This window comes from Belliella pelovolcani, from assembly GCF_900156785.1.
Classification (GTDB): domain Bacteria; phylum Bacteroidota; class Bacteroidia; order Cytophagales; family Cyclobacteriaceae; genus Belliella; species Belliella pelovolcani.
Genome location: NZ_FTOP01000003.1, coordinates 114612 through 128259, shown reverse-complemented (window position 1 = coordinate 128259; position 13648 = coordinate 114612). Strand labels below are relative to the sequence as shown.

15 protein-coding genes and 1 pseudogene are annotated in these 13648 nt (G+C 37.7%); all 16 read right to left on the bottom strand.

The window, feature by feature from the left end; genetic code table 11:
• Positions 1 to 23: 23 nt before the first annotated feature.
• Positions 24 to 917, bottom strand: a complete 894-nt coding sequence (locus BW935_RS04625; protein ID WP_076499000.1) for a hypothetical protein — start codon at positions 915 to 917, stop codon at positions 24 to 26.
• A 389-nt stretch (positions 918 to 1306) separates the two neighbouring features.
• Positions 1307 to 1474 carry a hypothetical protein gene (locus tag BW935_RS18540; RefSeq protein ID WP_217695343.1) on the bottom strand — a complete coding sequence of 56 codons (168 nt, stop codon included), beginning with the start codon at positions 1472 to 1474 and terminating at the stop codon, positions 1307 to 1309.
• A gap of 386 nt (positions 1475 to 1860) precedes the next feature.
• Positions 1861 to 2061 carry a hypothetical protein gene (locus BW935_RS18170; protein ID WP_139325493.1) on the bottom strand — a complete coding sequence of 67 codons (201 nt, stop codon included), beginning with the start codon at positions 2059 to 2061 and terminating at the stop codon, positions 1861 to 1863.
• A 202-nt stretch (positions 2062 to 2263) separates the two neighbouring features.
• On the bottom strand, positions 2264 to 2554 hold the full coding sequence (locus tag BW935_RS04615; protein ID WP_076498999.1) for a helix-turn-helix domain-containing protein: 291 nt from the start codon (positions 2552 to 2554) through the stop codon (positions 2264 to 2266).
• On the bottom strand, positions 2520 to 2750 hold the full coding sequence (locus BW935_RS18820; RefSeq protein ID WP_317044800.1) for a type II toxin-antitoxin system RelE/ParE family toxin: 231 nt from the start codon (positions 2748 to 2750) through the stop codon (positions 2520 to 2522). Before BW935_RS18820 ends, BW935_RS04615 begins: the two co-directional genes overlap by 35 nt.
• 425 nt (positions 2751 to 3175) lie before the next feature.
• Positions 3176 to 3298 (bottom strand): annotated as a pseudogene (locus tag BW935_RS18625) (glycosyltransferase family 2 protein); the annotation flags it as partial.
• Positions 3299 to 3358: 60 nt separating this feature from the next.
• Positions 3359 to 4225, bottom strand: coding sequence for an ORF6N domain-containing protein (locus BW935_RS04600; RefSeq protein WP_076498997.1), 867 nt, complete (start codon positions 4223 to 4225; stop codon positions 3359 to 3361).
• Between the two features lie 310 nt (positions 4226 to 4535).
• Positions 4536 to 5225: a glycosyltransferase family 2 protein gene (locus BW935_RS04595; RefSeq protein WP_076499445.1), complete on the bottom strand. Its 690-nt coding sequence runs from the start codon at positions 5223 to 5225 to the stop codon at positions 4536 to 4538.
• Between the two features lie 44 nt (positions 5226 to 5269).
• Positions 5270 to 6733, bottom strand: coding sequence for a cellulose synthase family protein (locus BW935_RS04590; RefSeq protein WP_076498995.1), 1464 nt, complete (start codon positions 6731 to 6733; stop codon positions 5270 to 5272).
• A complete protein-coding gene (locus BW935_RS04585; RefSeq protein WP_076498993.1) occupies positions 6733 to 8277 on the bottom strand; it encodes a 4Fe-4S binding protein in 1545 nt (514 codons plus the stop codon). The genes BW935_RS04590 and BW935_RS04585 overlap by 1 nt, the downstream gene beginning before the upstream one ends.
• Positions 8274 to 9647: an NAD(P)/FAD-dependent oxidoreductase gene (locus BW935_RS04580; RefSeq protein WP_076498991.1), complete on the bottom strand. Its 1374-nt coding sequence runs from the start codon at positions 9645 to 9647 to the stop codon at positions 8274 to 8276. Before BW935_RS04580 ends, BW935_RS04585 begins: the two co-directional genes overlap by 4 nt.
• Positions 9622 to 10383 (bottom strand): DUF547 domain-containing protein, encoded by a 762-nt coding sequence (locus tag BW935_RS04575; protein WP_076498990.1) that lies wholly within the window; start codon positions 10381 to 10383, stop codon positions 9622 to 9624. Before BW935_RS04575 ends, BW935_RS04580 begins: the two co-directional genes overlap by 26 nt.
• A gap of 329 nt (positions 10384 to 10712) precedes the next feature.
• Positions 10713 to 11201, bottom strand: coding sequence for a rhodanese-like domain-containing protein (locus tag BW935_RS04570; protein WP_076498988.1), 489 nt, complete (start codon positions 11199 to 11201; stop codon positions 10713 to 10715).
• Positions 11202 to 11438: 237 nt separating this feature from the next.
• Complete coding sequence (locus BW935_RS04565) at positions 11439 to 12149, bottom strand: Crp/Fnr family transcriptional regulator (RefSeq protein ID WP_076498987.1); 711 nt, start codon at positions 12147 to 12149, stop codon at positions 11439 to 11441.
• Between the two features lie 90 nt (positions 12150 to 12239).
• Entirely contained in the window at positions 12240 to 12710 is a 471-nt protein-coding gene (locus BW935_RS04560; protein WP_076498985.1) for a type I restriction enzyme HsdR N-terminal domain-containing protein, read from the bottom strand.
• Positions 12711 to 12818: 108 nt separating this feature from the next.
• A complete protein-coding gene (locus BW935_RS04555; protein WP_076498983.1) occupies positions 12819 to 13403 on the bottom strand; it encodes a DUF4136 domain-containing protein in 585 nt (194 codons plus the stop codon).
• Positions 13404 to 13648: the final 245 nt, after the last annotated feature.

The window sequence follows — 13648 nt, the reverse complement described above, 5'->3', positions numbered from 1 at the left end:
AGTGTATTTACTTAATTAAGATATCAGAAGTTCAATTTTAATTCCTGTCTTAAAAACTCGTCTTCTACTTTATTTTGCTTCCAATAATCGATCACTTTGATGGCCTTTCTCTTGGCCTTGGTAATTTCCTGCTGTCCATTGGACTTGGTTTGTATTTCTTCCCAGGCCATGATTTCATGTGGAAAATCCTTTTCAAAGTCTATTTTCAACACCCTCAGTCCAGAGCCGTAAGTCAATTCAAGTTGCTTGCGATTATTGCTGATGTCATGCACACGGATAAATGCCTCCTCTGCCTTCAAAGGTTCATGGGTCGTTCGCTGATAAAAAAGAGAAGGAAAAACCTGAACGCCCCCAATTGGGATTTCACTAGGCGAAATCCGAATCAAATTCCACAAATCATCTTCCGCCAAGCCTGTCACACTTAAGGCAGCATCACCCTCTTTTTCAAAATAGGAAAATAACTTCCCTGTATAGCTTTGCTCTCCTGACTTATTCAATTGCGTAAATGTCTGCCCACACCATTCCTGTACACTAGCCGTGAATTTCAATCCTTGAGCTTTTTCTTTGGTTGGGGTGAATGCAGACAGCATCATGTGATAAGGGTAGATCCCCGTGACAAAATCCCTAGTTTGATTCATTTTCAATACAGCAACCTTATCCTTACCCGCAGCATTGGGATCATCAAGCTTCACCTGCTTGCTCCTAGAGAAATCCTCCGTCACAAAAATCAACACAGCCTCTCCTGTCCGCTCTTCCCCATACCTATACTGACTCAGGTCGAAGCTACTGATCTCTGCTTTTCCCTGAAACCAATATTTACCCCAAGCTTCAAAATCAATATTTTCCCGCTGAGGCGCTTTGGAGCAAGAGAAGCAGAGTAAAGTAATCAAAAAAAGTATGGACGGTGATTTTTTCATAGTATTTGATCATTTATGCGATCACTAATTTACGATTAAATGATTAGATGCAATGGGATAAGAGCTTGATTAGATTACATCTTTATTTAGCTTAAATCTCATTGTCATAATGCTAGCATCAACTATATTTATAGGTATTTTTATTCAAGGGTGAATAATATTGGAGATAAAAAAACCAAAGAGCCTATTTCTAGTCCCAAAACCAAAACAACCGCTTCCTAAAATCCACCAATCATCCTACTATTCCACCTAGCAAACACTTCACTCTACGGATGTCAGTCAACAGCTACTATTCCGGTAGCTATCGGAACTATGATAGATTTTTTCTCCTATCAGGGCTTTTTTTCGAGGGCTTTTCTCTAGTGGGCTAAATGTTATGGGCAGGTTTTCTAACTTCGTCTAACCTTGTAATTTGTCACTTTCCCTTCTTCATTAAATTTTATTGTCAAGGTTCCAATGTCTATTCCCCTTTTCTCCATACCAAGATAGTAACTAAATTCATTTTGATATTGTGATTCAGGTTCTCCAAGTAATTCAATTATTTCGTCCTTAGTCATTCCGTTTAATTGATAGTTATTCCGTAAACTATTCATCATATCCCAACGTAATGACCATTCAGATTCTGTTTCTTCCCAATTTTTCTATCTGTCAGAAGTGAATTTTTCGTGAGTTATTCGACCTTTTAGCCCAAACCCAGTTAAGATTAAAATCCCTACGGTCAATAGTCCTATTTTTAGATTTCTATTCATTTCTGTCAGTTCTGATTTATTAATTTCAAGTCGTTGTTTTCAATTAAGTCAGTCAGCTCGGTATAAGAAATGTTTCCAAGAGTCAGCTTTTTCGATGGTCTGTACAATTCTATTTCATTCTTTACACCATCCTGATAAACCCAATTATACAAATCGTAAACTTCGTTTTTCGACTTTATGATTTGGATGCGAGTCTAACCTTTTTCAACTCTCCCAAAGTCGCAAGTCGTTTTGTTTAAAATCAGGTCGCCATTTTTCGCAGAATAAAAAATTTCTTGAAGGTCTCCATAGTAGTCTTCTATTTCCATTGCATAAAGTCCGAAACCAATAAATCCAAATATCGAGACATTCGCTATTCCTAATATTAAAAGTCCATATTTTAGTTTTTTATTCAAGTGTCAATTTATTATGAAACGTCCTTTAAACTTACCCATAACCGGATTCAGCTTGGAGACGGCGGGCCTGCCTGGCGGACAGACAAGCTTTCGGAGCACCTACCTTCCAGCCTACCCCAATCATTAGCAATATACGAATCCCCATCTTTAAACGAAACTGTCCGCTGTATCCATGGTGATGTTATAGTGCGTATTTCCCTTTTCAAAGCTCAATGGAGATTTTCACCTTACCACCTAATCCCTTTTCAACTATTTCATAAAGGGTTTTCAATGTCAGATTACTTCCATTGTTTTCAACTCTTGAAATATAAGTTCTCTTTTTATCTACTAATTCTGCTAATTGTTCCTGAGTTAGATTCTTATCCTCACTTGCCTTTTTTAATAGCAAACCAATTTTGAAAGACTCAAAATCCCTTTCTGATTCATCCCTGCGTTCGGTTCCTTTGACTCCATACACTTCATCGTTGATTTCTTTCCAGCTCTTCGTATTCATTTTTTTTCTTTTTACCTTTTTGAACTTCCTTTTCAGCATAATATTCATCCATCAGTCTGGCAGCCTTTTCAATTTCCTTGGTGGGTGTTTTTTGGGTTTTCTTCTGAAAGCCATTGAGCAAAATCACCAATTTACCTTCATCAAAAAAAACAAAACACCCTCCAAATATTACTTGCCAACTGAACCCTTGCTTCATATAGCCCTTTTTTTGTTTTAATTGGTTTCAGGTAAGTCTCCGGAACTCTTTCAAAGTTTCAATCGCTTCAATGACCTTAAAAATCTTATTTTGAACTTTTTCTGTCTGGGCTTTTAAAAAGTTCTCAAAATGGTCCTGATAAGCAATGACTTCCCTTACTTTTTCCATAATACAAATGCAACTTTAAAGTTACTATTTTCAAAGTTAAAAAACTGATTGTGCTAGGTTTGGGGTTCTTAATATGCACTATAACTTATCTATATATCTAGAAAAACCAGACTTTAACATCCATTGATAAGAAATAAATCTGGTTTTATTGGGCTTAAATCCTAATCCCCTCCACCTAAAACTACAAACAATTACTCTCTAAAAAAATACCCCCAACAGGGTATATTTGATGAATGCTACCTATCTCATCCTCTCCGCTACCAATACTTATAGATCGTCCATAGAATCTTATAGCCTGCTCCAAATACGCCTTTGACTGTACCGCTTACTTTGGAAACGCCTATTCGCTTTCGATAGTCTACGGGAACTTCTGTGGTTTTGTAGCCAGCTTGTGCTGCTTTGCTTTAATAAAAATAGGTAATAATTATATCAAATGGTTATCATATTTTATTGATTAAGTTTTGTAGTAAACTCTTATCCTCAACCATAGAGAATGCGAAACACTTCTTTCCCAAATCTTTCAAAGAAGCTCCTATATGATACAGTTCTTTATGGTCAATGATTAAAAATCGATCGTGAAAGTCTTGACTATGCTTTATTTCTAATTTGCCATACTGAGCATTGAATTTCTCTATATCTAAGGCTTTAATAGGTGTATTTTTTTGTGTTATGATGGTAACACTAACAATTTTTGATTTTTCTGTAAGCATTTCCAAAATGCTCAGATCTATATAACTATCTATAATTACGAGCGTGATTTCTGCTTTTTTAATTAAGTCAATTACAAAACTGTAGGCATCAAAAATTTGCCCTTTAAAAAATACATCTTGTTTGACTGTAGGTTTACCTTGTTCCAAAGCAGTAAAGATTTTTTCAAAATGTTGGTCGTTTAATTGCAGTCTCGACTCAATGCTTTCTACTCGTTGCAAAAGCCCCGAATGATGAGCCAATACTTTCCTCATTTCTACAAAGGTATTCATAATCTGTATGCTTACCATTATAGCTTTCTCGCTTCTCAATACTGCTGAAAGCATGGCTACTCCTTGTTCGGTGAAAACGTATGGGTTCGAACTTGAATGTTTGAGTATCTCGAAGCGGTCGCAATTTGCGACCAGTTCATTCTTCTCGGTATCAGATAGCTGAAATCGGAAATGGGCAGGAAACCTTAAACTATTTCTTTTTACCTGCTCATTCAATCTTTTGACTTCAACTTGAAACAATTCAGCCAAATCCCGATCTACCATCACTTGCTTTCCTTGAAAAGTGAATATTCTACTTTCTATGATTTTTGTGGTTAATAATTCCATTCTTTATAATATAAATGGGAATCTTAATTCTTTAAACCCTTCTACTAAATCATTTTTGCTTTCCATCTAGGCTCTCAGTGGATCCAGAAAACAGATCTGCGCTGCAGGAAGCTATTTTCTAAATGTAATGCTAAAACTTTTGAGCACTAGCTGTTTTCTAAAGGTATCGAATTCGACAGGTTTAAAATCGTGATTGATGAATGATTCCCAAACCCTAATCTCCTCCACCCAAAACTACCACCATCTACTCTCTAAAAAAATACCCCCAACAGGGTATATTTGATGAATGCTACCTATCTCATCCTCTCCACTACCAATACTTATAAATCGTCCAAAGAATCTTATATCCTGCTCCAAATACTCCTTTCACCGTTCCACTTACTTTTGAGACGCCTATGCGCTTTCTGTAATCTACGGGGATTTCTGTGGTTTTGAGACCTGCTTGGGCGGCTTTGATTTGCATCTCTATGGTCCAGCCGTAGTTTTCATCTACCATGCCCAAGGCTTTCAATTGATCCCACTTGATCGCTCTAAATGGGCCAAGGTCGGTATAGTTGGTCTTGTAAATCCAGCGCATCAGTGTCGTCGCTAGCCAATTCCCGAAAACTTGAGGCAAGGTCATCGAGCCGCCTTCTCTTTTCCCCAAAGCCCGAGAACCAATGACCATATCATTATCCTGGTCTATGATCGGCTTTATCAAATCAAGCAGCTGTTCGGGATAGTCAGAATAATCTCCATCTAAAAACACGACAATATCTGCTTGTTCTTCAACTTTTGACAGGTAATCCATGGCTGTCAAACAAGCTTTGCCATAGCCTTTCTGCGGTTCATCCAGTACAATTGCTCCTGCTGCTTCAGCAACTTTTTTGGTGGAATCCGAAGAACCATTATTTGCCACCACCACATGCCTGACAATTGTGGGGATATCTCGGATAACTTTTCCAATGGAATCCTCCTCATTGAAAGCTGGAATAATGACGTCTATGATAGGCTGATTCAATTGCAAAATTTTTGATTTGGTGAAAAGAAAGGGTTTGAACTTGGTTACTTCAACCTGTAGCTTTTGAAAGATTCGATACTGACTAGCGTAAAACCTAGTGCCAGCATCGCATGAAACACGAGCATTTCGTAGGTCTGAAAATAAATAGACATGACAACCATAAATAAAAATACCACTGACATTATTCCCTCTAAATAAGTTGTCATGGGTACCTTGAGTTGGTGATAGCTATTTTTCTTCCAAGACTCTGATTCGCTCAGGTTGTATTTTGGCGTTCGGATAAAAGGTGATTTTTTACCCGTTAGTCCTTCCCATACCGCTTGCGCATTGTGAATGGAAAGTCCCATAGAAACAGAGAGAAATAAGGGTAATTCCCACAGAAACCTCAAAATTCCTTTTGTAGAAAATTCCACCAAGCTCAAGTTGGCGAAGAAATAGACCAAAGCGATAATCACGAATCCAACCAAAAACACAGCTGCACCTCTAAAAATCTCTCCGGGAATCATTTCTTGCTGAAAAGCCCACCACAGTGGAATGCTACATAAACTTACAAACACCACCGCAATAAAAATCACCGCATTGAGTAAATGTGCTGATGCATGAAGTTTTTTTCTCAACCCAAAAGGATTCAACCAGACATTTTTCAAATGTTTTGCAGCACACTCAGCGCCACCTTTCGTCCAGCGAAATTGCTGGGACTTGATCGCAGACATTACAGGCGGCAATTCTGCAGGTGATTTTATATCTGGACGATAGATAAATTCCCACCCTTTTTGCTGCGCTCTATAACTTAAGTCTAAATCCTCTGTCAAGGTATCATCATGCCAATTTCCGGCATCGAGGATACAGGATTTTCTCCAAATCCCACCTGTTCCATTGAAATTGATAAAGGCTTGCTGATGATTTCTCCCCATCTGCTCCACCATAAAATGTGCATCCAAAGCAAAAGCTTGAAGCCTTGTCAGAATAGAGTAACCTTCATTCAGATGGGTCCAGCGACTTTGTACCATGCCGATTTTTTCATTCGAAAAATGCCCGATAGTCTGGAGAATAAAATCAGGATCAGGCACAAAATCTGCATCAAAAACAGCGATAAATTCACCTTTTGCCTGTTCCAATCCTGCTTTGAGTGCACCGGCTTTGAATCCTCTCCGATCTGTTCTGTGAATATACTGAAAATCGATCTTTGGATAATTTTGAATATAGCTTTTGATAATATCCGCAGTTTCATCTGTACTATCATCGAGCAGCTGAATCTCAAGCTTGTCCTTTGGATAGTTGAATTTAGCCGCGGCGTCAATAAGCCTCTCGACAACATATTTTTCGTTGAAAATCGGGAGTTGTATCGTCACAAAAGGAAGCTTTTCCCAAGCAGGAGGACTTGCCTTAGGGATGTTTTTTCTAAACTTAAAAAAATGATAAAGTAAATTTGCCTGAGCAAAGCTATACAATAAGATAAACAGCATCGCAAGGACATAAATGCCCATGATGATATAAATAAAGATCATTAAGATTTTATGCTTATGGATTTATTGCCAATGATGATAGGCATGTCATTGATTCTACCTTCTTCATTTGCATTTTCTAATTTCAATACGCCCCTTGGACAGACGGCTGAGCAGACTCCACAGCCTACACAAGAAGACCGGACAATATTTTGTCCTCTCTGAGCATACCAGCGAACATCAATTCCCATCTCACAATAAGTAGAGCAGTTTCCGCAAGAGATGCATTGTCCGCCATTGGTGGTGATTCTGAAACGGGACTTGAATCTTTGGACTAGCCCTAGGTAAGCTGCCAATGGGCACCCAAATCTACACCAAACTCTATTACCCATCAAGGGATAAAAGCCAGTCCCTATCACTCCTGCAAATGCAGAGCCTATCATAAAGCCATAGACTGTATGGAGCTCATTGGTCGCATAGCCAAGCAATTCAAATTCCATGAAGTAGTTAGCCAAAGTGACAGCCGTCATTACCACTGCAAATACCAGGACTCCATGAATCAAATAGCGCTCAATTTTCCACGATTTAAGTGATTTATCAGAAAGCTGACGATACGGATCCCCTAGCGTCTCAGCCAATCCACCACAGCCACATACCCAGCTGCAATACCACCTTTTGCCATAGAAGTATGTGAAAATGGGAACTCCTAACACAATCAGAATTATTCCCCAAACCAACATAAACATCCCCAATGCACCAGAGCCCAGCATGCCATCTAATCTGTAGTCATAGAAAAATGAATAGTCCAAAGGCCAGATATTCTTGAAATCATGCCATGGCATATTTAGTAGAACCAATATTTCAGGTAGCATAAATGCAAAAGCAAGCTGAAAAAACATCACAGAAGCTGTTCGAATCATTTGGTAATTGTTGCCTCGATATTTTCTAAACATCCTGATTCCCATCACCAAAATTGCCAAAGTATAGACAAAACCATACAAAAACCATTGGGAAGCTGGGTTGCCTGATAATGCCATAGATAAAGGATCGACCATCAATACCAGGTTAGTCAAATACTCGGGAAACCAATATAACACGATGTAAAACAAAATCAACCAACTCCCAGTCAAGATGCCAATAAGCCCCCTTGACTTCATTGAAGAAAAGAAAATACCATCATTTTTGATCCCCTCTGGTTGACCGCGATATAGTGGTAAAATATACAGCAATGCTCCAATCACGCCCAGTAATACGGTAATTCCAAGGTATAAATAAGGCTGCTCGCCAACTGGCCCAGTTGAAGCGGCCTTGGTCAGCGCAAATGCATAATCATCCCATATCACCCGATCCCATTCTTCTGCTTTTTTCAAGCCTTCATTATAAGCATTGAAATATTCATTGAAATCGGCTATGAATCTGATGTTAGAATCATAAGACTTACCATACATAGGTTGTAAAATCTCTAGCATGGCCTCTTGGTGTATATCTTTGGTTTCAGCTCGTACGATATCGGCTTCCAGTTGATAAGAACCAACGAATGGCAAGAAACTGAAACTGAGCATGGCTAGTAGAAATAAGCCTAAGCCGATTTTTTGCATTATTTTCATAACCTTGACCCTATCAGTTTTTGGAGAAATGATTGTTTGCTCTGCTTGATAGACTTTCCAAACTGAGTATTGTATTGTTGCAAAACTTCTTGATGAAATGGCTGGTAAAATTCCGCATTGAAACTCGCTTTGCCCAATTCAGAAATAACTTTTTCGAGTTGGAAACCCTTTTGTATGGCATTATCAAAATATTCATGTCTCAATCTCCAGCCCATGGCATTGACGCCGGAGATTTGCTGATTTGATTTATAATATAAAAATCTGATGGCTGTTTTGCCACCTTGGTCTTCCCAGTAAAAACTCTCAAACTCCTTCCCCCATGCTGGAGGGACAAAACCGTAAGTTTGATATTCTATGTCAAAGAATTTGGCAGAATTGAACCAAATGCCTGGCTGGTACTTGACTGGCTTGGCTTGGGTCAAATTATAGGCAAGTGTCTCACCCTGCATTCTTCCTGTGTACCATACTTGTTCGATATTCTTTCTATCCGGAGCAGGTGCTTCAAGAAATTCCGCACAATCTCCAATGGCATATATATCCGCTATGTTAGTTCTAAAATATCCGTCTATTTTCACCCCTCTACCCAATTCAATAGCAGTTCCTTTGAGGAAATCTACATTAGGACTCACTCCCACAGTCAATCCTACAAACTGGCAAGCAATTGTTTCACCTGAATCGATCTTGACAGCTTTCACAGCGCCATTTTCATCTCCGATGATTTCATCCAACTCAGTAGCTAGACGTAAGTCAATATGGTGCTCCAATAAATGTCGATTGATCAGTTTTGCTTCTTCCATTGGCAGGATATTATCCCAGAAATTCCGCTCTCTGACTAGAAAAGTCACGGGAATCTTTCTGCTTGCCAGCATCTCCGCCATTTCGACCCCAATCAAACCACCTCCTACAACAACTGCTTTTGAAATCCCATGAGTTTGCTGTTCCATCAACTCCAAATCTTGTAGACTATAGAGACCTTGCACACCGTTCAGATTTTCGCCTTTCCATCCAAATTTATTGGGTTTGGATCCAGACGCAATGATCAATACATCATAGTCAAAAATGGTCTTATCCGAGAAAATCAGCTGTTTATTATCCGTGTCAACTTCACTTACCCAGGCTTGTATCAGATTGATGTTATTTTTCTCCCAAAACCAATCCTCGTAAGGCTTGGTATGCTCATATTTCATTTGCCCCATGTAGATATACATCAGGGCTGTTCTTGAAAAGAAATACTTACTTTCTCCAGAAATAATTGTGATTTGACAGTTTTGATCTGCTTTTCTTAGGTGTCTAGCACATGTAACTCCTGCTATTCCATTGCCTATGATTACAAAATGCTTTGATTTACTTTTCGTTGAGAGACCAGTCATAATCGAGATGGGAGACTTTGGCTTTGGTATTGATTTTTACTTTGGAATACTGGTTAAGGTAATCAATTATATTCCCATTTTTTGTAAAATCTCCTTTAAACCAAGAAAAAATCTTTGAAATCTCGACCTTGTCTTTACTGATTTTATTTCTTTTGGGGTCATTGATGAATGCTATTGCCACTTTATCTAATTGAGCATCAAGCTTAGCTGGTACAAAGGCCTCGTTGAGTAAGGGCGGGCAAGAATAAGAGGCACAATTGATCGCAAAGTGAATGCGTGGCTCTTCAAATTCCTTACGCAAGATCTTGTGTTCAATTTCATCTAGGCTAGCGTCTTGACCTCCTATCTGGAAGAATTTGATATGCCAGACAGTATTGATCAAGGGAATCTTGATTTTTGGATGCAAATCTTGAATACTTTTTACTGGGTAATTATCCACAATCAATTTGATGGTAAAAGCATTGTAAGCGTTGATCCAGTAGGCCAATTGTTCAGCTTCAGACCAACTCTTGCGATCAGGCGCATTTTTGCTCAGCAGGTCACAATATTGATTTAGTATAGCTTTGTCTTTGATGAAGCCCTGATAATCCACCATACCGTCTTTGGTGACATGTTTTTTGAGCAATTGATCAAATAATTCATGGGATGGCGCACTACTTCCCAATGCTCCTAAATCGGATGCACCACATGATAAGTTAAAAAGCAGAATACAAGCAAGGAGGATTTGAACTTTCATTTTTTTACACAATTAACGAGTAATGTCGGCTTATGGATTGAATACTAATCGAACATATTTAGTAGGCTTTTGTCTTTTCATATACAATAATCAATACTTTACTTTTGATCCAATTTTTCCAAAGCTCAGTTTGGAGAAATATGCTAGGCTCCACTTTTTACCAGATGATATGCTTCTCTGACAGTATCAATTTATTTCTTAGCGTTATCGCTTGCTTAAGACTAATATCCATGAATTTCTAATATCAACCAATATCAATACAAAGCTTAATTAGCTACAACATGTTACCAACGTTTCAAAAATTAAAATTCAACTATCAGTATATAGGATCAATATTGCTTGACTCCTCTAGTCAACCAAATACCCCAAGTCTTGCTATAAGGATGAATAGCATTTGTCGCACCGTTTTGGTTGTGGACCGGCTTACCTTCATTGACCCAATGAAAAATTCCTCCATACAAGTTGTATACCTGTGTATAGCCTGCTGATTGAAGCTTTTTGCCAATCTCCTGACTTCTCGCTCCTATAGAGCAATAGACTATCACTACTTGATCCTTAGGAATAGTTTTCATCACTTCAAGGTCAAAAGTCTCATAACCTACCCATTTGGCATTTTCTAAATGACTTACTTCAAACTCTCTCTTTTCTCTCGTGTCTAGCAATACGGCTTTCCCGATCAAGGAGTCATTGTCTGGATAAATGACAGGAAAATCTGAATCATACACACCCTTCAGCAAGGTCTTGTAAGCGAAACTCTGAGCATTGACCATTGCGAATGTGGTTAAAAACAAGAAAAAGACTGAGATAATGAATTTCATACTACTTGAACATTGATGCATTGCTAAAGTTCAAAACCTAAATAAAAACAAAAGCCTCGTATGTGATCGACACGAGACTCTCCTGATGGTGTAGTTGATTACTGATCATTAACTAATGTTGTATATTTAGGATTACTTTTCCAAAGTTGATGCATGTGAAATAAGTTCAATTTAACTTTAATTAAACTTTGGAATTGTTTTAATCAACTTATGGCTTTATCTAAACTACAATGAACATTACCCATAAAAATCACTCAGTCTAGCCAGTCCTTTTTTATCATTGACGATGATTTTCTTTCCTTCAAATTCTATCAGATTATCCTTCTTGAATTCCGACAGTAACCTGATGACTGTTTCGGTAGCAGTACCAACTAAACCTGCAATCTCTTCTCTAGTCAGCACGACATCTATTTTCTCACCTTCACCTCCATCTACACCATAAGTATCACTGAGCTTGAGTAGTGTAAAAGCAAGCCTCTCTCTGATCGTTTTTTGTGTAGCATCTGTGAGCTTCTCCTCCATCATCCCCAGGTCGTTGCACAGCGCTTTAGTCAATCTTCTATGGAAATTATTGTCTTCGACCAATACCTTTAAGAACACATCTTTCGGTACAAAACAAATTTTGGCATCTTCTACAATGGTAGCAGTATTTGAATAGGCTTCTTCGCCAAGCATTGAGGAATAGCCAAGAAAATCACCTTTCTGTGCAAGTCTGATGATTTGTTCCTTTCCATTGGAGGCTGTTTTAAAGACTTTTACAATACCCGAACTCACACAAAAAACGCCAAGTGGCTTGGTGCCTTCGTAATACAAAATCTGCCCTTTTTTGTGCGATATAAAGTTTTTATTATCGGAAATATTGCAAAGATGAGCGTCCGTTAAATCTGCAAACATGGAAAATTTCCTACTCAAACAAAGTTCGCAGGGACTTGCTTTTTCTTTAATCATAGCCTAAAATGGGGTTACTTATATTCATTTCTTCAATGTCTAAATATAATCAAAAAACCAACATTTGTCATAAAATACAGACGCAATAAACTAAATTTTAGGCAAATCACTGATTTGAATAAAGTTATTGGCCAGCTCCTCAAATTTCAAAAAAATATGTTGCTTTCCATTACTGATTCCGAGGTATGGAGCTTGGATGGTTTTATTATAAATACAGACCTGTTCGACAGTTTTTTGGGTAAGCTTCACCTCAGGTGCTTTGCATTCTATCAACAAAAAAGGTAGACCATTTCGGTCGTGAACCAAGACATCAAACCTTTTTTGAAGTCGGTTGTATTTTAATCCCTTTTCCAATGCAAATAAGCTTCTCGGATATTCATATTTTTGAATTAAAACTTGGATAATATGCTGTCTCACCCATTCTTCAGGTGTCAGGATCAAGTACTTTTTTCTCAATGAATCAAAAATACTCAGCTTACCATCCTGCTCTTCTTGAAGCCTAAATTCAAATTGAGGAAAATTGAGCTTTTCATTCAAAAAAGGAAATCTATCATCCATCATGTCACAAATATGTGAGGAATTCGGGTAGAAAAAGAAAATATTGAGCAAAAATAAAAATAGGCTCCCATCTGTAGAAAGAGCCTATTTAAAAATTTAAATTTCTAACTGTTAATTTCTCGTCAACACCCTAAATTGATCCATGACTTTGTATGTAGCTCGAGTAAGGTCTGTTTTTAACTCAGGCGAGTTGTAATCAAATATTGCCGATGTGTAACCTTGCCAAACTGTATTTCCTCTTTTATTATCTATGACGAAGACGACAAGCATGCCATCGTTTTGTGCATATTTTACACGGTTGTAGTTTTCGTCTTTCTCCTTATCTTCTTCTTTCAAGAATTCATCCTCTTCAGTCACAAAAGCACCTTTTCTTTGCAACCAATAATCAAAATTTGGCTGATCATAACCTCTATATTTCACCTCCTCTTTGTAGACTTTATAATTGACCAACAAGTCTGGTCTTGCTTCGTCAAACTTGAACCCCTGAGAACCTAATCTATTGGAGATTGATCGACGAATAATTTCAACTACTTCAAGATCTTCATGATCATCTGGATTTTCTACAAAACCAAAGGTTTTATACCTTTTAAAATTTGCAGTATAGTTGAAGTCATATTCTGCGATATAATCTTTTTGAGACATGCATCCAGTACCCAATATCAAGAGGACTAGGAAAGTTGAAGCAAAATTTTTCATACTGAAATAGGTAAAGTTATCAATCAAATATTCACATTTTGGAAATTTCTTTAATTTAAGCAGTGATTTCCTCAAAATGAAGCAAATCAAAAAAATAACTTCATATATGGAATTTTGTTTGTGGAATATAGGATATTGGAGATCAAAGATTTATGTCAATTTTTTCATTAAAAAATGCCCAAAATAAGCTAGAATCGCTTACTTTCGTTATGTAATCAGTGGTATTGATCACTGAAAAATCCATT

Excerpts from the sequence above, each read along its gene's own strand:
- BW935_RS04615 (WP_076498999.1), bottom strand. The coding sequence starts at position 2,554 with ATGAATACGAAGAGCTGGAAAGAAATCAACGATGAAGTGTATGGAGTC.
- BW935_RS04585 (WP_076498993.1), bottom strand. The coding sequence starts at position 8,277 with ATGAAAATAATGCAAAAAATCGGCTTAGGCTTATTTCTACTAGCCATG.
- BW935_RS04565 (WP_076498987.1), bottom strand. The coding sequence starts at position 12,149 with ATGATTAAAGAAAAAGCAAGTCCCTGCGAACTTTGTTTGAGTAGGAAA.
- BW935_RS04600 (WP_076498997.1), bottom strand. The coding sequence starts at position 4,225 with ATGGAATTATTAACCACAAAAATCATAGAAAGTAGAATATTCACTTTT.
- BW935_RS04575 (WP_076498990.1), bottom strand. The coding sequence starts at position 10,383 with ATGAAAGTTCAAATCCTCCTTGCTTGTATTCTGCTTTTTAACTTATCA.
- BW935_RS04560 (WP_076498985.1), bottom strand. The coding sequence starts at position 12,710 with ATGATGGATGATAGATTTCCTTTTTTGAATGAAAAGCTCAATTTTCCT.
- BW935_RS04590 (WP_076498995.1), bottom strand. The coding sequence starts at position 6,733 with ATGATCTTTATTTATATCATCATGGGCATTTATGTCCTTGCGATGCTG.
- BW935_RS04625 (WP_076499000.1), bottom strand. The coding sequence starts at position 917 with ATGAAAAAATCACCGTCCATACTTTTTTTGATTACTTTACTCTGCTTC.
- BW935_RS04570 (WP_076498988.1), bottom strand. The coding sequence starts at position 11,201 with ATGAAATTCATTATCTCAGTCTTTTTCTTGTTTTTAACCACATTCGCA.
- BW935_RS04555 (WP_076498983.1), bottom strand. The coding sequence starts at position 13,403 with ATGAAAAATTTTGCTTCAACTTTCCTAGTCCTCTTGATATTGGGTACT.
- BW935_RS18540 (WP_217695343.1), bottom strand. The coding sequence starts at position 1,474 with ATGACTAAGGACGAAATAATTGAATTACTTGGAGAACCTGAATCACAA.
- BW935_RS04580 (WP_076498991.1), bottom strand. The coding sequence starts at position 9,647 with ATGACTGGTCTCTCAACGAAAAGTAAATCAAAGCATTTTGTAATCATA.
- BW935_RS18820 (WP_317044800.1), bottom strand. The coding sequence starts at position 2,750 with ATGAAGCAAGGGTTCAGTTGGCAAGTAATATTTGGAGGGTGTTTTGTT.